Below are 17,656 nucleotides of genomic sequence, written 5' to 3' on the forward strand. Positions count from 1 at the left end.
CGTCACACCCCGTTCTTCCAAGGCTATCGTCCCCAGTTCTACTTCCGCACGACGGACGTGACGGGCACGATCGAACTGCCGGCCGACAAGGAAATGGTTCTGCCGGGCGACAACGTGGCCATGACGGTCAAGCTGCTGGCCCCGATCGCCATGGAAGAAGGTCTGCGTTTCGCCATCCGTGAAGGCGGTCGTACCGTCGGCGCCGGCGTCGTCGCCAAGATCCTGAAGTAATTCGGATCTATTAAGCAGCACCCAACCAGCGAGGGCGTGATCCCGCCCTCGCGTCTCGTTCTTTAGGAAACGCCATGAAAAACCAAAAGATCCGCATCCGCTTGAAAGCCTTCGATTACAAGCTGATCGATCAATCGGCCGCCGAAATCGTCGACACCGCCAAGCGCACTGGCGCTGTCGTCCGCGGTCCGGTGCCGCTGCCCACGCGTATCCGTCGCTACGACGTTCTGCGTTCGCCGCACGTCAACAAGACGTCGCGTGACCAGTTCGAAATCCGTACCCATCAGCGCCTGATGGACATCGTTGATCCCACCGACAAGACCGTTGACGCCCTGATGCGTCTGGACCTGCCGGCCGGCGTCGACGTCGAAATCGCGCTGCAGTAAGACGCTCCGAGCCTGCTACCTTCGCCGGCAGGTTCGTAAAGAATGGCCGCATTCCCTCGGGATTGCGGCCATTTTGTTTTGAATCTCCGGAATGTGAGCATGCGCTCACTACCCGCGCGGCCAGCGCTGCATGGCCCCCCGCATCCAGGCGCGCGCAAACCGTGGCAAAAATGCCCGCCGCCACATGCGCCAGATCCGCTAAGTGCTTGTGCCGCTTAGAAAAAACATGCTAATATGCGAAGCTTGCCATTTTGTGGCAAGTCTAACTATGGACAAAGCGAAAGCCACCTTGATGTTTGAGGGCGCTGTGCCTAGTCCAGGTTGAACATAGTCGTAGGGCAAAGGCCGTTACCTTTTGCCTGATTAGCCCCGACCAATCGCAGTCGGGAATGGAGAAAACGATGTCGAATTCGACACCCACGCCCGCCGCTCACCGGCTGGGGCTGGTGGGTCGCAAGGTCGGCATGACCCGCATTTTTACCGAGGAAGGTGAATCCATCCCGGTGACCGTGCTGGACGTGTCCAACAACCGCGTGACCCAAGTTAAGTCGCTGGAAACCGACGGCTACGCCGCTATCCAGGTGGCTTATGGCACTCGTCGTGCCTCGCGTGTGGCTCAGCCGCAAACGGGCCACTACGCCAAAGCCGGCGCTGAAGCCGGTAGCATCCTCAAAGAATTCCGCCTTGATCCCGCTCGCGCCGCTGAATTTGCGGCCGGTTCCGTGATCGCCGTGGAATCCGTGTTCGAAGCCGGCCAACAGGTCGACGTCACGGGCACGACCATTGGTAAAGGCTTCGCCGGTACCATCAAGCGTCACAACTTCGGTTCGCAGCGCGCGTCGCACGGTAACTCCCGTTCGCACCGCGTTCCCGGCTCGATTGGTCAGGCACAAGATCCGGGTCGTATTTTCCCGGGTAAGCGCATGGCTGGTCACCTGGGTGACGTCACCCGCACCGTTCAAAACCTCGACGTCGTTCGCGTTGACGTTGAGCGCGGCCTGCTGCTGGTCAAGGGCGCTGTCCCCGGCCACGCTGGCGCCGACATCGTTGTGCGCCCGGCCATCAAGGCCCCGGCCAAGAAGGGAGCGTAAGTAAATGGATCTCAAGCTCCTGAACGACCAAGGTCAGGCCGCTGCTACGTTCAGCGCGCCCGACACGATCTTCGGCCGTGACTTCAACGAAGCGCTGATTCACCAGATCGTCGTGGCTTTCCAAGCCAACGCGCGTTCCGGCAATCGTGCTCAGAAGGACCGTACGGAAGTCAAGCACTCCACCAAGAAGCCCTGGCGTCAAAAGGGTACCGGCCGCGCTCGCGCCGGTATGACTTCGTCGCCGCTGTGGCGTGGCGGTGGTCGGACTTTCCCGAACTCGCCCGAAGAGAACTTCAGCCAGAAGGTCAACAAGAAGATGTACCGCGCCGGGATCCGTTCGATCCTGTCGCAGCTCGCTCGCGAAGACCGCATCGCCGTTGTTGAATCGTTTGATCTGGAATCGCCCAAGACCAAGGCTGCCGCTGCAAAGCTGAAGAGCCTGGGCCTGGACTCGGTCCTGATCATCACCGACAGCGTTGATGAAAATGTTTACCTCGCCACCCGCAACCTGCCGCACGTTGCTGTTGTCGAGCCCCGTTATGCCGATCCGTTGTCGCTGGTCCACTACAAGAAAGTGCTGATCACCAAGCCGGCCATCGCTCAACTCGAGGAGATGCTGGGATGAACGCTGAACGCTTGATGCAAGTCATTCTGGCTCCGATCGTGACCGAAAAGGCCACGTTCGTCGCTGAGAAGAATCAGCAAGTCGCTTTCCGTGTCGTGGCTGACGCTACCAAGCCGGAAATCAAGGCTGCCGTCGAACTGCTCTTCAAGGTGCAGGTCGAGTCCGTGCAGGTCCTCAACCGTAAGGGCAAAGTCAAGCGCTTTGGCCGATTCGTTGGCCGTCGCCGTAATGAGCGCAAGGCTTACGTCTCGCTCAAGGACGGCCAGGAAATCGACTTTGCGGAGGTGAAGTAAATGGCCCTCGTAAAAGTTAAGCCGACTTCGGCTGGCCGCCGTGGCATGGTGAAGGTTGTCAGCCCGAACCTGCACAAGGGTGAGCCCTACGCGCCGCTGCTCGAAAAGAAGACCCGTGGTTCTGGCCGTAACAACAACGGTCACATCACGATCCGTCATCGTGGCGGTGGTCACAAGCAGCACTACCGTATCGTCGACTTCCGTCGCGATAAGGACGGCATCCCGGCAAAGGTCGAGCGTCTGGAATATGACCCCAACCGTACGGCGCACATCGCTCTGCTGTGCTACGCCGACGGCGAACGTCGTTACATCATCGCTCCCCGTGGCCTGGAAGTCGGTGCGACCGTCGTGTCCGGCACCGATGCTCCGATCCGCGCTGGCAACACGCTGCCGATCCGCAACATCCCGGTCGGTACGACGATCCACTGCGTCGAAATGCTCCCCGGCAAGGGTGCCCAGATGGTCCGCTCGGCCGGCGCTTCCGCCGTCCTGCTGGCTCGCGAAGGCATCTACGCTCAGGTGCGTCTGCGCTCGGGTGAAGTCCGCCGTGTGCACATCGAATGCCGCGCCACCATCGGTGAAGTCGGTAACGAAGAACACAGCCTGCGCCAAATTGGCAAGGCCGGTGCAATGCGTTGGCGCGGTGTCCGCCCGACCGTTCGTGGCGTTGCCATGAACCCGGTGGATCACCCGCACGGTGGCGGCGAAGGCCGTACCGGTGAAGCACGCGAGCCGGTCAGCCCGTGGGGCACTCCGTCGAAGGGTTTCAAGACCCGTCGCAACAAGCGGACGAACAATATGATCGTCCAACGGCGCAAGCGCAAGTAAGAGGCGAACACTATGTCACGTTCGATCAAGAAAGGCCCGTTTGTCGATGCTCACCTGATCAAAAAGGTGGACACGGCCGTTGCGGGCAAAGACAAGAAGCCGATCAAGACCTGGTCGCGTCGTTCCACGATCCTGCCCGAGTTCATCGGTCTGACGATCGCTGTGCACAACGGCAAGCAGCATGTTCCCGTTTACATCAACGAGAACATGGTCGGTCACAAGCTGGGCGAGTTCGCGCTGACCCGTACGTTCAAGGGTCACGCCGCGGACAAGAAGGCGAAGAGGTAAGCGATGGAAACTACTGCCATTATCCGTGGGGTTCACATCTCCGCTCAGAAGACCCGTTTGGTTGCGGACTTGATCCGTGGTCAGAAGGTCGGCCGTGCGCTGGAAATCCTCACCTTCTCGCCGAAGAAGGCTGCCGTCATCCTGAAGAAGGCTGTCGAGTCCGCCATCGCCAACGCCGAGCACAACGACGGCGCCGACATCGACGAACTGAAAGTCACCACGATTTTTGTGGACAAGGCTCAGTCGATGAAGCGCTTCTCCGCTCGCGCCAAGGGCCGCGGCAACCGTATCGAGAAGCAGACCTGCCACATCACGGTCAAGGTCGGAGCTTAAGGAGTCACGATGGGTCAGAAAATTCACCCCACTGGGTTCCGTCTCGCGGTCACCCGTAATTGGTCCTCGCGTTGGTTCGCCGACGACAAGGCCTTCGGCACGATGCTGGCCGAAGACATTCGCGTTCGCGAGTACCTGAAGAAGAAGCTCAAGAGCGCCTCCGTTGGTCGCGTGATCATCGAGCGTCCCGCCAAGAATGCCCGCATCACCGTCTACTCGGCTCGTCCGGGCGTGGTGATCGGCAAGCGCGGCGAAGACATCGAAAGCCTGAAGGCTGATCTGCAGCGTCTGATGGGCGTTCCCGTGCACGTCAACATCGAAGAAATCCGCAAGCCGGAAACCGATGCTCAACTGATCGCCGACTCGATCTCGCAACAGCTCGAGAAGCGCATCATGTTCCGCCGCGCCATGAAGCGCGCAATGCAGAACGCGATGCGTCTGGGTGCCCAAGGCATCAAGATCATGAGCTCGGGCCGTCTGAACGGTATCGAAATTGCTCGCACCGAGTGGTATCGCGAAGGCCGTGTGCCGCTGCACACCCTCAAGGCCAACATCGACTACGGCACCTCCGAAGCCCACACCACGTACGGTGTGATTGGCATCAAGGTCTGGGTCTACAAGGGCGACATGCTGGCCAACGGCGAATTGCCGCCGGAAACCGCAGCCCCGCGTGAAGAAGAACGTCGTCCGCGCCGCGCTCCGCGTGGCGATCGTCCGGACGGTGCTCGCACCGGTCGTCCGGGTGGTCGTGGCCGCGCTCCCCGCAAGGCGGATGCTGCTCCGGCGCCTGAAGGAGAATAACCATGCTGCAACCCTCCCGCAGAAAGTATCGCAAAGAGCAGAAGGGCCGCAACACCGGTCTGGCGACTCGTGGCACCCACGTGTCGTTCGGCGAGTTCGGCCTGAAGGCTACCGGCCGTGGCCGTCTGACCGCCCGTCAGATCGAAGCTGCTCGTCGCGCTATCAATCGTCACATCAAGCGTGGCGGCCGTATCTGGATTCGCATTTTCCCGGATAAGCCCATCTCGCAGAAGCCTGCCGAAGTCCGTATGGGTAACGGTAAGGGCAACCCGGAGTACTGGGTTGCTGAAATCCAGCCCGGCAAGGTGCTCTACGAAATGGAAGGGGTTAGCGAAGAGCTCGCGCGTGAAGCTTTCCGCCTGGCCGCTGCCAAGCTGCCGATTTCGACCACGTTCGTCGCGCGTCATATCGGTGCTTAAGGAGTACTAACATGAAAGCTAGCGAACTCCGTTCGAAAGACGCCGCCGAGCTCGGCAAAGAGCTCGAAAGCCTGCTGAAGGCCCAATTCGGTCTGCGCATGCAGAAAGCCACGCAGCAACTGGCCAACACCAGCCAGCTGCGCAACGTGCGCCGCGACATCGCTCGCGTCCGCACCTTGCTGACCGAGAAGGCAGGGAAATAAAGATGAGCGAAACTCAAAACACCCAAGTGGCCAAGCGCCAGCGTACGCTGGTTGGCAAGGTCGTCAGCAACAAGATGGACAAGACTGTCGTCGTTCTGGTTGAGCGCCGCGTCAAGCACCCCATCTTTGGCAAGATCATCATGCGCTCCGCGAAGTACAAGGCGCACGATGAATCGAACCAGTACAACGAAGGCGATACGGTTGAAATCGCTGAAGGCCGTCCCATCTCGCGCTCGAAGTCGTGGCGTGTGGTGCGTCTGGTTGAAGCCGCACGTATCATCTAAGTGAAAGCTGCACCTCGGAACGGTTCGCCGTTCTGATATAAAACGGCAAGGGCCAAAACCCTTGCCGTTTTTTTATGTCTCGCATCTGGGAATTCTGAAGGGAAGGATGTTCAGCTTCAGCAAATCAGTTCGAATTGCCGGCTTCACGTACGGGATGGCAATAGCCGCTGGCGCCGCGTTCGCGCAGGAGCGAGCCGCGCCCGTGGCGTCGACCGCCGGCGCCGCGGACGCCACGCCCGGTGCGATCGAGGGCGCGATTCCCGGAATATTTCCCGCCGCGATGCCGCCAGGCACCACGACGGGGGTGCGGCCCGCGGCGTCAACGGGTGCGCAGTCGGCCGCGGCACCGACTTCCACGCCACCTCCGATGGACGCCACGACGCTCGGCAAGCAACTGCTGAACGCCGGGCCGGATCCGCGGGTTCAATTGGACGGAAGGTCCCGCGATCATGCCGCCATTTTCGGCACCGATGACGAAGACGAACAGGGCCTGCTGGACCAGGAACGCGCACTGCAGGCACAGCGCGACCAACTGAAGGTGCTGGAACGCGTGCTGAACGGGCCGCCGCCAAACGCGGACCCCCACCCGCCCGCCATGATTCCGCTGAGCTCCGGCGGTCAGATGACCATGCCGCCCTTGATGCCTACGCCATCGGGATCTCAATTGAATCGGGGCAGCAATCAGACGCAGCGCAGCGTGAATGACATGCAGCGGCGGGTCGATGAATTGCGGCGCGGGGCCGATACGCTCAGACAGGGCGGACGGTAGCCAAGTGCTTCTGGCGGGCATCCGATGCCCGAAGGCGTTGCCGTCCCGGACGCGCCTATGAGCGTCTTGCAAACTCCCGCAGCCGTCCGGCTACCCCGGTCGGAAAGTAATACACCGACAGCACGAACAGAATTCCAAGCCAGAGCAGCCAGCGGTCCGGTTCGGACAGCAGGGCCAGCGGGGGGATTCCCGCCACGACTTCATGCACGGCATGCAGGCCGTCCTGCAGATAGCTCTGCGCGAACACGAACAGGCTCGCGCCGACCACCGCACCATACATGGTGCCCATCCCGCCGATCACGACCATCAGCAGGATGTTGAGCATGATCTCGAACGACAAGGTCGTGTCCGGGCCGTTGTAGCGCAGCCAAAGCGCGTACATCGCGCCGGCCAGCGTCGCGAAGGCCGCAGCAAGCAGATTCGAGAGGCTGCGGTACAGCACGGTGCGATAGCCGATCGCTTCGGCGCGGAAGGGGTTTTCTCGGATGGCCTGCAGCACTCGGCCGAATGGCGAATTCACGATGCGCAGCAACATCAGGAAAAGCACCACGCAGACTGCCGCGATCAGGTAATAGGTGATGATCCGCCCGTCCACCGTCACGCCAAACAGGGGTTCCGACAACGGGCGAAACGCGGGCCTCAATATCTGCGGGACCTTGAAGTTCAGTCCGTCCTCGCCGCCCGTCAGTTCCGACAATTGCGACACTAACGTCTGAAACGCCGCCGCCACCGCCAGCGTGATCATCGCGTAGAAGATCGCGCGCACGCGCAGGCTGGCCAGGCCGATCAGCAAGGCGAAGGCGAGTGACACGGCCAGCCCGGCCGCCGTCCCGGCCAACACCGCCGTCCACCCGGGTTCCATGCGAATGCTGGCGATCGCCACGCCGTATGCGCCGATACCGAAGAACATGGTGTGCGCAAAGCTGACGATGCCGGTGTATCCCAGCAGCAGGTCGAAGCTGGCAACCAGCACGATGAAGACGAGGATCTTCGCCGCGACGGCCAGCGCCTTGGGGCCGGGAAACAGGAAAGGCGCCGCGGCCAGCGCGGCCACGATTGCCATGAGCAGCAGCGCCAGGATCGCGCTGCGCGGAGGGTCGCCGGAAAGCAGGCGAAACGGCATGTCGACGGCTCCTAGCGGTTCGTGACGGGATACACGCCTTGCGGGCGCCACAACAGAATGGCAACCATCAGCGCGATGTTTGAAAAGAGGGCGGCCTTGGGCATCAGGAAGCCGGTGTAGTTGGCCATCAGTCCGACCAGCAGCGCGCCGATCAGGCAGCCCACCGTGGAGCCCAGGCCGCCGATCATGATGACGATGAAGATCAGCACGTTCACCTGCGCGCCAAGCTGCGGCACGATTGATTGCTGGTACATCCCCCACAGCACACCGCCCAATCCGGCCAGCATGGACCCGGCCACGAACACCCCGACAAAGAGATGGCGGATCCGGTAGCCCAGGCTTTCGACCATTTCGCGGTCCTCGACGCCCGCGCGGATCAGGAGGCCGAGCTTGGTGCGGTTCAGCACCCACAGCATCCCGCCCAGCACGATCAGGCCCACCACCAGCGCCACGACGCGATACTTCTCGATGGCGGCATCGCCCAGCAGGAATGCGCCGCGCAGGGATTCGGGCAATGGCAGCGTGATCGCTTGCGGCCCCCACATCATCTTGATGATCTCTTCGCCGATGATCATGCCGCCCATGGTGATGAGGATCTGCTTCAGATGCTGTCCATAGACCGGCCGCACGATCACGCGCTCAAACGCCAGACCCACGGCGCCCGCCACCAGCATGCCCACGATCATGGCCGGCAGCACCGCGATCAGATTGCTCCACAGGCTGCCGGACTGCGTCCAGTCCGCCATGGAACCCAGCACGGTGGCCGCCATGTACGCGCCGATGGCAATGAACAGGCCGTGCCCGAAATTCAGCACGTCCATCAGGCCGAAGACGAGCGTCATGCCCGAGGCGACGATGAAGATGATCATGCCCATCGCCAGCCCGGCGAACGTCAGCGTCACCCAGGTGGAGAACGACCCGACCAGGGGTAGCGCGATGACCGCCAGCGCCAGCACCAGCAGCAAAGGCAGCAGATCGGCGCGTGCGCGCGGCAGCGGCGCTTCGATGTCCAGCGTGCTCATTGATGGCTTCCCAGTGACAGGCCCAACAGGCGCGTCTGCAACGCCTCGTCCGCGGCCAAATCGGCCATGGCGCCTGCGTGCACCACCTGGCCGTTGTCCATGATCGCCGCGAAGTCGCCAACGCGGCGGGCGAAGTTGAAATTCTGTTCCACCAGCAGGATGGTGATGCTGGACTGCTTGAGTTCAATGAACGCGTCGATCATGTTCTGGATGATGGCCGGCGCCAGGCCCTTGCTCGGCTCGTCGACGAGCAGCAGACGCCGGGGCTCGATGATCGCGCGCGCCATGGCCAGCATCTGCTTCTGTCCGCCCGACAGCTTGCCGGCGGGATGCAGCCAGAACTTCTTCAGCGCGGGAAAGAATCCGAAGATCCACTCCAGCCGCGCGGTATCCAGTTGCGCGGCATTTCTGGCAAGTCGTGCCGCGAGAAGAATGTTCTCCTTGACGGACAGGTCACCGAAGATGCCCATGTTCTCGGGCACGTAGGCCATGCCCATGCGCGCCATGTCGGGCGGCGACGTGCGCGTGCCGGGTCCGCCGATCGGCTTGCCGTCCAGACAGACCTGGCCCTGCGATGCGCGCCACAATCCCATGATGGTGCGCAGCGTCGTCGTCTTGCCCGCGCCGTTGCGTCCGAGCAGCATGGTGACCGCCGATGCGGGCACCGACAGCGTCACGCCGTGCAGGATGTGATACGCGCCGATGTGCGTGTGCACGTCCTTCAGTTCCAGGAGCGGTTGCGCCGTCATGCCGCCTCCGGCGCGCTGATGCCCAGGTAGGCTTGCTGCACGATGGGCGAGGCGATCACGGTGGCCGGATCGCCATCCGCCATCAGCCTGCCGTTGTGCAGCACGACGATGCGGTCGGCCAATTCGCGCACGACATCCATCTTGTGCTCGACGAGCAGGATGGTCTTGGAAGTGTCGGCCTTCAATTCGCGGATGAGGTCCAGCACGATGGGCACGTCGTCCACGCTCATGCCGGCAGTAGGTTCGTCGAACATGAATACCGAGGGTTCCAGCGCGATGAGCATGGCGATCTCCAGCTTGCGCTGGTCGCCATGCGGCAGGTCGCCGGCTGGGTCGTCACGGCGCGCCGCCAGCCGCGTGCGCGCGAGCAGCGCGTCGGCGCGGTCCATGAGGCCGCGGTCGTCGCGCCACGTGCGCCAGAACCGGATGTGGCGCCACCCCATGCCCTGCTGCCGCGACTGCAGGGCAAGCCGCACGTTCTCATGAACGCTCAGCCGCGGGAAAAGCTGCGTGAGCTGGAACGCGCGCCCCAGTCCCGCGTGCATGCGGGCGGGCGCCGGCAACTTGGTCAGGTCTCGTCCATTCAGCCTGACCGTTCCGGCGCTGACGCGAAGCTGGCCCGAGATCAGATTGAAGTACGTGGTCTTGCCGGCGCCGTTCGGGCCGACGATGGCGGTCAAGGTGCCGGGCGTGTAGGCGCAACTGACATCGTTGACCGCCACATGACCGCCAAAGCGTACGGTGAGCGATTGAGTCTCAAGCATGAGCGGCGGACATCAGCGCTTGTTCTGGATGGGCACGGCCATCTGGTCTGGCGTGATTTCCTTGACCAGGTCCTGGACCGCCCAAGGCACCGATGGATCGTTCTTGATCCGGAAGTGGTACATGGACTGCATGGCCTGGTGATCCTCGGGCCGGAAGGTCATCTTGCCTTTGGGCGTGTCGAAGCTCATGCCCTCCATCGCCTTGATGAGCTTGTCGGTGTCCGAATCGCCGCCGGTCTTGTTCAAGGCCGCGACGATCGCGATGCCCGACGCCATGCCGCCCGCCGTGAAGAAATCGGGCGGCTGGCCGAAGCGCTTCTGATGCTCGGCGACGAGCCAGTCGTTGACCGGGTTCTTGGGGATGCCGTAGTAGTAATACGTGGCGCCTTCCATGCCCGCCAGGGATTTGAGCGGCGTCATGGCGGTCAGCGTGTTGCCGCCTGTGGCGATCTCGATGCCATAGCGCTTGGGATCCAGATCGGCGATCTTGAACGGATTGCCGGCGCCGGCCCACAGGATGAAGATGATCTTGCGGCCAGGCTTGTCCTTCAGCGCATCGAACAGCCGCTGCGCGCCGGCCGTAAAGTCGGTCGCGTTGGCGGGCAGGTATTCCTCGTGCACGATCTTGGCGTTCTTGAGCGCGCCCTTGAAGGCTTTTACGCCGTCGCGGCCAAAGGCATAGTCCTGCGCCAGCATGGCAATCGACGTGCCTTCCTGGTCGAAGGCCACGGCGTTGGCGATGGCGTCCTGCGAGGAGTTGCGGCCGGTGCGGAAGATGTACTTGTTCCACTTCTCGCCGGTAATGGAGTCCGCCACCGCCGGTTCCACCAGCAGGATCTTTTCGTATTCCTCCGCGATCGGCAGCATGGCAAGCGCCACGCCTGACGACGTGGGGCCCACGGCGATGTCGGCGTTGTCGTCGGCATAGGCGGACGCGAGCTGCGCGCGGGCGACGTCGGGCTTGCCCTGGTTGTCCTTCTCGATGACGCGGATCTTGCGCCCGGCCACCGTCATGGTGCCCTGCGTGGCGTATTCCAGCCCCAGCATCAAGCCGTTCTGGGTCTGCTTGGCATAGGCTTCCAGCGGGCCGGTCTTGTCATAGACGTGGGCGACAACGAAGTCCTTTGCCGCGAGTGCGGAACTCATGCACAGGCTGGCCATGGCGGCGAGCAGAATGCGTTTCATGGAAGTCTCCTGGTGTCAGTGGTCGCGTGCGGCCGTGTTGTCCGGCCTGGCAAGAAATTGACGGATGGGTTCGATCTGGGCGGGCACGTTCAGCGCGGGGGCGTGCCCGCAATCGGGAAAGTCGATGCGCTGCGCGCGCGGACCGCGCTGCGTCATGGCGTGGGCAACCTCCGGCAGCAGCAGGTCCGATTCGGCGCCGCGCAAGAGCAGGGTCGGCATGCGTAGCGTGTCGTACCCTTCCCACCGGTCGTAATCGCTAGGATGATGGCTGAACTGCCCGACGATGGCCGGATCGTAGTGGGCGGTGACGCGGCCGTCGGGCAGCCGGCGCACCGACGTTTCCGTCATCCGGCGCCATTGTTCGTCGCTTTGCCAGCCGTAGGGCTTGTAGGCGGCCCGCAGCCACGCTTCCAGCTCCGTCACCGTGTCGAAGGCCGGCGGGTTGCCGGCATAGGCCAGGATGCGCTCGATGGCGGGCTGCGGCAGCTCCGGTCCGATGTCATTGATGACCAGATGCGAAATGCGATCGCGCAACGTGGTCGCAGCGGCGTGCATGCCGGTCGCGCCACCCATGGACGTTCCCACCCAGCGCACGCGCGCCAGCGACAAGCCGTCCACCAGCGCGCGCGCCAGCGTGGCGTAGAAATCGAGCCGGTACTCGGCGGCCGGATCAGGGCTCCATTGCGACAGGCCGCGCCCGATCGCGTCGGGACAAATCACGCGGTAGCCGCCGGCCAGGGCCCGCGCCAGTTCGTCGAAGTCGCGGCCGGTGCGCGCCAGGCCGTGCCACATGATGATGGGCGGCGCGTCAGCAGCGCCCCATTCCGTGTAGTGCAACTCGCGCCCCGCGCAGCGCAGATAGCGCGACGCCGGCGTATGGCGCGCGGCTGCCGCCTCTGACTCGTCCATGCGTCTCCTCCCGGTTTGTCCAGGTTGTGTGCTTATCGGGCTGAATATAGACTTGCGGCAAGCGCGCCCACAATGCGCCGTCCACCCCGAAACAGGGTGAGTCAACAATATGTAGACGCAAGATCAATTTGCGCAGCCCCCCAGGAGACCGTGCCATGGCAGATACGGAATTCGCCATTTCGGCCAGCGCCGGCGCCGACCGGCGCGATGCGTGGCGCGCCGCGCTGGCCGATGCCTTCGGGCCGTTCGAGGTGCATGGCGGCAAACCCGGTCATTTCGCGGGGCACGTGCGCTACGCGCGCCGCGCCAGCCTGCAGTTCAACGACCTGCATTACCAGGGCCAACGGCTGGAACGCACCCCGGGCAACGTCTCACGGCTGGACCAGGAGTTCTACACCTTTGGCCTGCCGCTGGCCGGTCCGCTGGCGGTGCGTCAAGCGGGCCGCGAATTCCAGGTGGAACCGGGTTGCGTGTACCTGATGAACCAGAGCCTGCCGTATCAGGCAACCGCGAATGGCGCGTCGGGCTACCGCAGCCTGAGCGTCTCGTTTCCGCGCAGCGCGCTGTCGCAGCGGGATTCACGGATCGGCGCCTTCTATAAGCTGCGCACGGACGACGGGTCGCCGCGCGGCGCGCTGCTGGCTGGCTACATGGATCACCTGTTCAAAGGCATGGACGGCTGGACCGATACCGAGGCGGCCGAACTGGGCGAACGCCTGATCGACCTCATCGTGCTCTTCCTGGTGCAGCCGGGACAGGGACAGGTCTCGGAGGCGGACAGCAGCGTCACGGTGGCGCACCGTACGCGCGTGCTGGCTTACATCCGCCAGCATCTCGCGGACCCGGATCTGTCGCCCGCACGGGTGGCGCAGGGCTGCGGCGTGTCGGTCGCCTATCTGCACCGCATCCTGCGCGCGGGCGGACTGTCGGCGGAGTCGTTCATCTTCGAGCAGCGGCTGGACCGGTGCCGCGAACTGCTGCTGGACGCGCGGCACCGTCATCGCGGCATCGCCGAACTGGCGTACCAGGTGGGTTTCTCTCATCCTTCGCATTTCAGCCGGCTGTTCAAGCAGCGCTTCGGCGTGACGCCGCGCGACCTGCGCGCAGGCGGCCGTGCCGCGCAGGGGTGAGCGCGCACGGATCCCGCGCGGCGGGCAACGCTGCCAACGAAAACGGCCCGCTTGATCAGCGGGCCGTTGGCCTTTCAGGGCGCGCGAAGCCGGCCTAGAACGGGGAAGGCTGGTTGGACAGGTTGACGATGCTGTTGGTCGTCAGGTCCAGGCGGATGTGCTCGGACGGCGCGCCGTTGGCCAGCTTCAGCATGATCGCCATCAGCGGCTTGAAGCGCGCCTTGAACAGGTCTGCCGGCGTCGTGGCGTTGCTGACGCTGTTGCCGTTCATTTGCACGGCGGCGTTGGTCTGGGCCAAAGCCTGGGCCAGCAGTTTGTACTGGCTGGCGCGCTGCGCGGGGATGTCGGCGAATGCCAGGTCGCCCGCATTGGCCAGGCGCACGAAATCGCCTGCCATCTCCAGCGCCGTCCATTGCGCGAAGTCCGCCAGCTGCATGCCGTTGGCCTGCGCCAGGGCTTGCGCGCGCGTCTGCGCGTTGGCGGCATCCGCGGCATAGGCCGGGTTGCTCGCGCCGCTGCCGCCGCCGTCAAACAGGCACGCAAAGAACGCGGGCGTCAGGTTGTTCTGGTTGCCGGTGTTCGCCAGTTCCTTGAGCGTGACCGTCGTCTGCAATTGCGACAACGCCAGCAGGTCGGCGCCCGTCAACGGGCTCTTGACCAGTTCGCGCATCTCGCAGCGCCAGTCGTCGTTCAGCAGACGCAGGCGCACCAGTTCGCTCATGTAGCGGTAGGTGAAGTCGCCGTAGTCCTTGGCGTCCAGGATGGACACGTTCCAGCGCGGCGGCACGTCGTAGGCGTTTTCGGCGCGGTACAGGTCGAACAGTTCATCAAAGCGCGGCACCTGGTCGAGCCGGATGGTCTGCACTTCGATCTCGTCCGCGCTTTGCAGCGTCATGAGTTTGTACGCGGGCACATAGGCGGCCATGGAAGGCGCCTGGATGTTGAAGAGCGCGTGGTCGCCGCCGTAGTTGCGCAGCGCCATGTCGTTGAAGTGCATGTGGCCGCCCACGTGCACCTTCAAACCGGTCTCGGCTAGCGCGCGGGTGGTGTTCTCGGCGGGGCGGCGAATCATCTGCATCTTGTTGGCGCCGAGCAGCGCCTCGATGTCGTCGGAGGCGCCATTGAAGAATTCGGACATCGGGAAGTGGCTGAAGGCGATGACTTGCTTGCCTTGCGCCTTGCCGCGCGCCACCACGTCGGTCAGCCACGTGATGACGTGCGCCTTGTGGGTCAGCATCTTGTTGTACCCCTGATCGCCCGAGCCGGTGAAGTCGTTAACGCCTGGACCCGTCGGCACGTAGACGTTGGCGTCCAGGCCCACCAGCCACACGCCCTCGACGGGCTCGACCACGTACGACGTGTCGGGCACCATCTTGCACAGCGTGTAGTTCTGCGGCTTGTTCGGGCCGCCGGTGCCTTCTGCGCAGATTTCGTACTGGCGGTTGATCCAGTTGGCTTGCGAGACCGCCGTGGCGTAATCGTAATCTTCGTACTTATAGGTGCTGTACGGGGTTTCGTAATACACGTTCTGCGGCTGCGGCATGAAGCCGTGCTGCTCGAGCGCGGTCGTGATGCCCGAGTAGCCCATGTGCAGCACTTCCTCGGTGCAATACGTGTTGCCAATGCGCGTCCAATCGCCACCGTAGGCGGTGTTGCACACGTTGGCGCCGCGGCTGTAGATCGGCTGCGAAAAGCCGATCGCGCCCGTTACGGGATCCAGGCCCAGATAATCGCCCTTGCCCGCGGGCTGGTTGAAGGGGCGGTTGGGGTCATGGTTGCCCGGCGCGGCAAAGAACTGGATGCCGTGCTTCTTCGAATAGTCGTCCATGATCTTGACCAGGCCGCGCATGTGCACGGGCTGGCCGTCATCCGAGAAGTCGCCCGGCAGCGCGATGTACTTCACGCCGCGCTTGACGGCGTCGTCCAGCGCGGCCAGGAAGGCGAAGTAGTTTTCGTTGAAGAGGCGCGTGGACGTCAGCTGCGCGTACATCGTGCGGATGGTCGCGTTGTCGCCGGCCTTCGGGTTCGGAATGCCGGGGAACGAGCCGTCCTTGAAGTCCGCGTAAACGTCATGGAAATGGATGTCGGGCATGAACGCGACCTGCACGGGGGCGGGCGGCTGTGCGGGCGTTTCCGCCGGGGGCGGCGTCTCGGCAACAGGCGGCGGCGTGTCATCGTCCTTGTCGCCGCCGCAAGCGGCGAGCAGGGCAACGAGCAGCAGGGAGGCTGCGGCGCGGACGGAGCGGGAAGGGCGAAGCGTCATCGGGCGTTGGGATCCTGAAAGGTTCGGGTGCGGCGGCGGTCGAGCACGGGCATTGGCCATGTCGAGGTGGCAGCCGCGGGTCAGCTTTTTTTGGGTCAGCTAGTTGTAAGCGGGCCCAATGCTCACTGACCCGCATGACAGCGTCATGAATCCCGAACCGGTCCGCGTCACTCAACGGGCAAAAAAAAAGCCCCGCACGCCAGGTTCGGGGCTTTGCGTTGCGATGGCCGCGGGATCAGACGTGCGTGATGAACTTCGTGACCAGGTAGCCCTCGAACGTTTCCGTGCCGCCTTCGCTGCCGATGCCGCTGTCCTTGATGCCGCCGAAGGGCGTCTCGGCCAGCGCGCTGCCGAAGTGGTTGATGTTGACCATGCCGGCCTCCAGGCCGTTGGACACCTTGGTCGCGGTCTTCAGCGAGTTGGTGAACACGTACGACGACAGGCCGAAGGGCAGGCTGTTGGCGCGGCGCAGCACTTCATCGGTGTCCTTGAAGCGGACCACGGGCGCCACGGGACCGAACGGCTCTTCGGTCATCAGCATGGCGCTGTCGGGCAGTTCCGTGACGACGGTCGGCGCAAAGAAAAAGCCCTTGCGGTCCAGCGGACCGCCGCCCACCACCACCTTGGCGCCGTGCTTCTTGGCGTCGTCGATGAAAGCGCTCATCGCGGGCACGCGGCGTTCATGCGCCAGCGGTCCCATCTCGGTGCCGGCTTCCAGGCCGTCGCCGACCTTGATGTTCTTGAGCACTTCCGAGAACCGCGCCAGGAACTGCTCGTACGCGCCGTCCTGCACATAGAAGCGGGTGGGCGACACGCAGACCTGGCCGGCATTGCGCACCTTGAACTTGGCCAGCATCTCGGCCGCGCGATCGATGTCCGCGTCGTCGAACACGAGGACGGGCGAGTGGCCGCCCAGTTCCATGGTGACGCGCTTCATGTGCGCGCCTGCCAGTGCCGCGAGCTGCTTGCCCACCGGGACGGAGCCGGTGAACGACACCTTGCGCACGATCGGCGAACGGATCAGGTAGTCGGAGATGGTGGCGGGTTCGCCCCAGACGATGTTCAGGCAGCCCTTGGGCAGGCCGGCATCGTGGAACATGCGCGCAATGGCCATGACCGCGCTGGGCGAGTCCTCGGGTCCCTTGAGCACGACCGTGCAGCCGGCGCCGATGGCGGCGGCGATCTTGCGGATGGCCTGGTTGTAGGGGAAGTTCCAGGGCGTGAAGGCGGCGCAGACGCCGATGGGCTCGCGCACCACGATCTGGCGGACGTCGGGATTGCGCGGCTGGATGACCCGGCCGTAGATGCGCCGGCATTCCTCGGCGTGCCAGTCGGCATGTTCGGCGCAGGAAGTGACTTCGCCCACGGCTTCGGCCAGCGGCTTGCCCTGGTCCAGCGTCATGTTGCGGCCGATCTCCTTGGCGCGCTCGCGCGACAGCGTGGCGACCTTGCGCAGGATCGCAGAGCGGTCCATGGGCGAAGACTTCTTCCACGATTCGAAGGCGCGCTGGGCAGCGGCAAGCGCGCGGTCCAGATCGGCTTGCGTGGCGTGAGGCAGCTGGCCCAGCACCTCGAGCGTGGCCGGGTTGATGACGTCCTGGGTGCGCCTGCCCTCGCCGGCGACGAATTCGCCGTCGATATACAGCGCCAACTGTTCATACATGCCTGTCGTTCCTTGCGAAATAGGAAGGGATAGCTAGGTGGTGGCAGCGCCTGTCGCTGCCCACGGCAGTCTAAACCAGCTCGCCCCGCGCCTAAGGAGCCAATCCTTGCCGTGAGCTTGGAGCCATTGGCCTGCTGAGGCTTCCGCACGCTGACGGCCTGAGAACCGTACTTTGCGCCGATGTCGGGCTCCCTTGCCGAGTTCCTGTAGAATGCACGATCGCTTGGTGCTCATGGCTGCGCCGTCCACGGACGAAATCCGTCGCGGCAAGGCAAATCGTGACGCATGGGCGAAGGG

General features: G+C 63.7%; 21 protein-coding genes and 1 pseudogene. 14 read left to right on the plus strand and 8 right to left on the minus strand.

The window, feature by feature from the left end:
• From ASD71_RS25150 to ASD71_RS25210, 13 genes and pseudogenes are all read left to right on the plus strand, one after another.
• A pseudogene (locus ASD71_RS25150) lies at positions 1 to 231 on the plus strand (elongation factor Tu); the annotation flags it as partial.
• A 74-nt stretch (positions 232 to 305) separates the two neighbouring features.
• Positions 306 to 617, plus strand: coding sequence for a 30S ribosomal protein S10 (gene rpsJ, locus ASD71_RS25155; protein WP_003806903.1), 312 nt, complete (start codon positions 306 to 308; stop codon positions 615 to 617).
• A 401-nt stretch (positions 618 to 1,018) separates the two neighbouring features.
• Positions 1,019 to 1,708 (plus strand): 50S ribosomal protein L3, encoded by a 690-nt coding sequence (gene rplC, locus ASD71_RS25160; protein ID WP_008168945.1) that lies wholly within the window; start codon positions 1,019 to 1,021, stop codon positions 1,706 to 1,708.
• Positions 1,709 to 1,712: 4 nt separating this feature from the next.
• Positions 1,713 to 2,333 (plus strand): 50S ribosomal protein L4, encoded by a 621-nt coding sequence (rplD, locus tag ASD71_RS25165; RefSeq protein ID WP_008168948.1) that lies wholly within the window; start codon positions 1,713 to 1,715, stop codon positions 2,331 to 2,333.
• Positions 2,330 to 2,626 carry a 50S ribosomal protein L23 gene (gene rplW / locus ASD71_RS25170; protein WP_006216557.1) on the plus strand — a complete coding sequence of 99 codons (297 nt, stop codon included), beginning with the start codon at positions 2,330 to 2,332 and terminating at the stop codon, positions 2,624 to 2,626. The genes rplD and rplW overlap by 4 nt, the downstream gene beginning before the upstream one ends.
• On the plus strand, positions 2,627 to 3,454 hold the full coding sequence (gene rplB, locus ASD71_RS25175; protein ID WP_056571006.1) for a 50S ribosomal protein L2: 828 nt from the start codon (positions 2,627 to 2,629) through the stop codon (positions 3,452 to 3,454). It begins immediately after the preceding gene.
• Positions 3,455 to 3,466: 12 nt separating this feature from the next.
• Positions 3,467 to 3,742 (plus strand): 30S ribosomal protein S19, encoded by a 276-nt coding sequence (gene rpsS, locus ASD71_RS25180; RefSeq protein ID WP_006216555.1) that lies wholly within the window; start codon positions 3,467 to 3,469, stop codon positions 3,740 to 3,742.
• 3 nt (positions 3,743 to 3,745) lie between these two features.
• Positions 3,746 to 4,075 (plus strand): 50S ribosomal protein L22, encoded by a 330-nt coding sequence (rplV, locus tag ASD71_RS25185; RefSeq protein ID WP_006227021.1) that lies wholly within the window; start codon positions 3,746 to 3,748, stop codon positions 4,073 to 4,075.
• Positions 4,076 to 4,084: 9 nt separating this feature from the next.
• Complete coding sequence (gene rpsC, locus ASD71_RS25190) at positions 4,085 to 4,876, plus strand: 30S ribosomal protein S3 (RefSeq protein ID WP_056571007.1); 792 nt, start codon at positions 4,085 to 4,087, stop codon at positions 4,874 to 4,876.
• Positions 4,877 to 4,878: 2 nt separating this feature from the next.
• Positions 4,879 to 5,295: a 50S ribosomal protein L16 gene (rplP, locus tag ASD71_RS25195; RefSeq protein WP_006389610.1), complete on the plus strand. Its 417-nt coding sequence runs from the start codon at positions 4,879 to 4,881 to the stop codon at positions 5,293 to 5,295.
• An 11-nt stretch (positions 5,296 to 5,306) separates the two neighbouring features.
• Entirely contained in the window at positions 5,307 to 5,498 is a 192-nt protein-coding gene (rpmC, locus tag ASD71_RS25200; RefSeq protein ID WP_003806912.1) for a 50S ribosomal protein L29, read from the plus strand.
• A gap of 2 nt (positions 5,499 to 5,500) precedes the next feature.
• Positions 5,501 to 5,782 carry a 30S ribosomal protein S17 gene (rpsQ, locus tag ASD71_RS25205; RefSeq protein WP_006216549.1) on the plus strand — a complete coding sequence of 94 codons (282 nt, stop codon included), beginning with the start codon at positions 5,501 to 5,503 and terminating at the stop codon, positions 5,780 to 5,782.
• A gap of 154 nt (positions 5,783 to 5,936) precedes the next feature.
• On the plus strand, positions 5,937 to 6,551 hold the full coding sequence (locus ASD71_RS25210) for a hypothetical protein (protein ID WP_235512340.1): 615 nt from the start codon (positions 5,937 to 5,939) through the stop codon (positions 6,549 to 6,551).
• Positions 6,552 to 6,606: 55 nt separating this feature from the next.
• Here the strand turns inward: ASD71_RS25210 and ASD71_RS25215 are convergent, their stop codons facing one another.
• From ASD71_RS25215 to ASD71_RS25240, 6 genes are read right to left on the minus strand one after another with little or no spacing between them, the layout of a single operon-like run.
• Positions 6,607 to 7,674, minus strand: a complete 1,068-nt coding sequence (locus ASD71_RS25215) for a branched-chain amino acid ABC transporter permease (RefSeq protein WP_056571011.1) — start codon at positions 7,672 to 7,674, stop codon at positions 6,607 to 6,609.
• 11 nt (positions 7,675 to 7,685) lie between these two features.
• Complete coding sequence (locus ASD71_RS25220) at positions 7,686 to 8,696, minus strand: branched-chain amino acid ABC transporter permease (RefSeq protein WP_056571013.1); 1,011 nt, start codon at positions 8,694 to 8,696, stop codon at positions 7,686 to 7,688.
• A complete protein-coding gene (locus ASD71_RS25225) occupies positions 8,693 to 9,445 on the minus strand; it encodes an ABC transporter ATP-binding protein (RefSeq protein WP_056571015.1) in 753 nt (250 codons plus the stop codon). The genes ASD71_RS25220 and ASD71_RS25225 overlap by 4 nt, the downstream gene beginning before the upstream one ends.
• Positions 9,442 to 10,209, minus strand: coding sequence for an ABC transporter ATP-binding protein (locus ASD71_RS25230; protein ID WP_056571017.1), 768 nt, complete (start codon positions 10,207 to 10,209; stop codon positions 9,442 to 9,444). Before ASD71_RS25230 ends, ASD71_RS25225 begins: the two co-directional genes overlap by 4 nt.
• 12 nt (positions 10,210 to 10,221) lie before the next feature.
• The gene (locus ASD71_RS25235; RefSeq protein WP_056571020.1) at positions 10,222 to 11,394 is read right to left on the minus strand and encodes a substrate-binding domain-containing protein; all 1,173 of its coding nucleotides are present in this window, start codon (positions 11,392 to 11,394) and stop codon (positions 10,222 to 10,224) included.
• A 15-nt stretch (positions 11,395 to 11,409) separates the two neighbouring features.
• Entirely contained in the window at positions 11,410 to 12,303 is an 894-nt protein-coding gene (locus tag ASD71_RS25240; protein WP_056571022.1) for an alpha/beta fold hydrolase, read from the minus strand.
• Positions 12,304 to 12,458: 155 nt separating this feature from the next.
• Here ASD71_RS25240 and ASD71_RS25245 point away from each other — a divergent pair, with 155 nt between their 5' ends.
• Complete coding sequence (locus ASD71_RS25245) at positions 12,459 to 13,433, plus strand: helix-turn-helix domain-containing protein (protein ID WP_056571024.1); 975 nt, start codon at positions 12,459 to 12,461, stop codon at positions 13,431 to 13,433.
• A 94-nt stretch (positions 13,434 to 13,527) separates the two neighbouring features.
• Here ASD71_RS25245 and ASD71_RS25250 read toward each other — a convergent pair whose 3' ends face one another.
• A complete protein-coding gene (locus tag ASD71_RS25250; protein WP_056571026.1) occupies positions 13,528 to 15,696 on the minus strand; it encodes a metallophosphoesterase in 2,169 nt (722 codons plus the stop codon).
• Positions 15,697 to 15,931: 235 nt separating this feature from the next.
• Entirely contained in the window at positions 15,932 to 17,359 is a 1,428-nt protein-coding gene (locus ASD71_RS25255; protein ID WP_056571028.1) for an NAD-dependent succinate-semialdehyde dehydrogenase, read from the minus strand.
• Positions 17,360 to 17,656 lie beyond the last annotated feature (297 nt).

The organism is Achromobacter sp. Root565 (assembly GCF_001427425.1).
Lineage (GTDB): Bacteria > Pseudomonadota > Gammaproteobacteria > Burkholderiales > Burkholderiaceae_B > Achromobacter > Achromobacter spanius_D.

Bases quoted from the DNA above. Each gene is read 5' to 3' on its own strand.
- ASD71_RS25215 (WP_056571011.1), bottom strand. From the start codon at position 7,674: ATGCCGTTTCGCCTGCTTTCCGGCGACCCTCCGCGCAGCGCGATCCTG.
- ASD71_RS25235 (WP_056571020.1), bottom strand. From the start codon at position 11,394: ATGAAACGCATTCTGCTCGCCGCCATGGCCAGCCTGTGCATGAGTTCC.
- rplP (WP_006389610.1), top strand. From the start codon at position 4,879: ATGCTGCAACCCTCCCGCAGAAAGTATCGCAAAGAGCAGAAGGGCCGC.
- rplD (WP_008168948.1), top strand. From the start codon at position 1,713: ATGGATCTCAAGCTCCTGAACGACCAAGGTCAGGCCGCTGCTACGTTC.
- ASD71_RS25240 (WP_056571022.1), bottom strand. From the start codon at position 12,303: ATGGACGAGTCAGAGGCGGCAGCCGCGCGCCATACGCCGGCGTCGCGC.
- rplW (WP_006216557.1), top strand. From the start codon at position 2,330: ATGAACGCTGAACGCTTGATGCAAGTCATTCTGGCTCCGATCGTGACC.
- ASD71_RS25230 (WP_056571017.1), bottom strand. From the start codon at position 10,209: ATGCTTGAGACTCAATCGCTCACCGTACGCTTTGGCGGTCATGTGGCG.
- ASD71_RS25255 (WP_056571028.1), bottom strand. From the start codon at position 17,359: ATGTATGAACAGTTGGCGCTGTATATCGACGGCGAATTCGTCGCCGGC.
- rplB (WP_056571006.1), top strand. From the start codon at position 2,627: ATGGCCCTCGTAAAAGTTAAGCCGACTTCGGCTGGCCGCCGTGGCATG.
- rplC (WP_008168945.1), top strand. From the start codon at position 1,019: ATGTCGAATTCGACACCCACGCCCGCCGCTCACCGGCTGGGGCTGGTG.
- ASD71_RS25220 (WP_056571013.1), bottom strand. From the start codon at position 8,696: ATGAGCACGCTGGACATCGAAGCGCCGCTGCCGCGCGCACGCGCCGAT.
- rplV (WP_006227021.1), top strand. From the start codon at position 3,746: ATGGAAACTACTGCCATTATCCGTGGGGTTCACATCTCCGCTCAGAAG.
- ASD71_RS25250 (WP_056571026.1), bottom strand. From the start codon at position 15,696: ATGACGCTTCGCCCTTCCCGCTCCGTCCGCGCCGCAGCCTCCCTGCTG.
- rpsC (WP_056571007.1), top strand. From the start codon at position 4,085: ATGGGTCAGAAAATTCACCCCACTGGGTTCCGTCTCGCGGTCACCCGT.
- ASD71_RS25210 (WP_235512340.1), top strand. From the start codon at position 5,937: ATGGCAATAGCCGCTGGCGCCGCGTTCGCGCAGGAGCGAGCCGCGCCC.
- ASD71_RS25225 (WP_056571015.1), bottom strand. From the start codon at position 9,445: ATGACGGCGCAACCGCTCCTGGAACTGAAGGACGTGCACACGCACATC.
- rpmC (WP_003806912.1), top strand. From the start codon at position 5,307: ATGAAAGCTAGCGAACTCCGTTCGAAAGACGCCGCCGAGCTCGGCAAA.
- rpsS (WP_006216555.1), top strand. From the start codon at position 3,467: ATGTCACGTTCGATCAAGAAAGGCCCGTTTGTCGATGCTCACCTGATC.
- rpsJ (WP_003806903.1), top strand. From the start codon at position 306: ATGAAAAACCAAAAGATCCGCATCCGCTTGAAAGCCTTCGATTACAAG.
- rpsQ (WP_006216549.1), top strand. From the start codon at position 5,501: ATGAGCGAAACTCAAAACACCCAAGTGGCCAAGCGCCAGCGTACGCTG.
- ASD71_RS25245 (WP_056571024.1), top strand. From the start codon at position 12,459: ATGGCAGATACGGAATTCGCCATTTCGGCCAGCGCCGGCGCCGACCGG.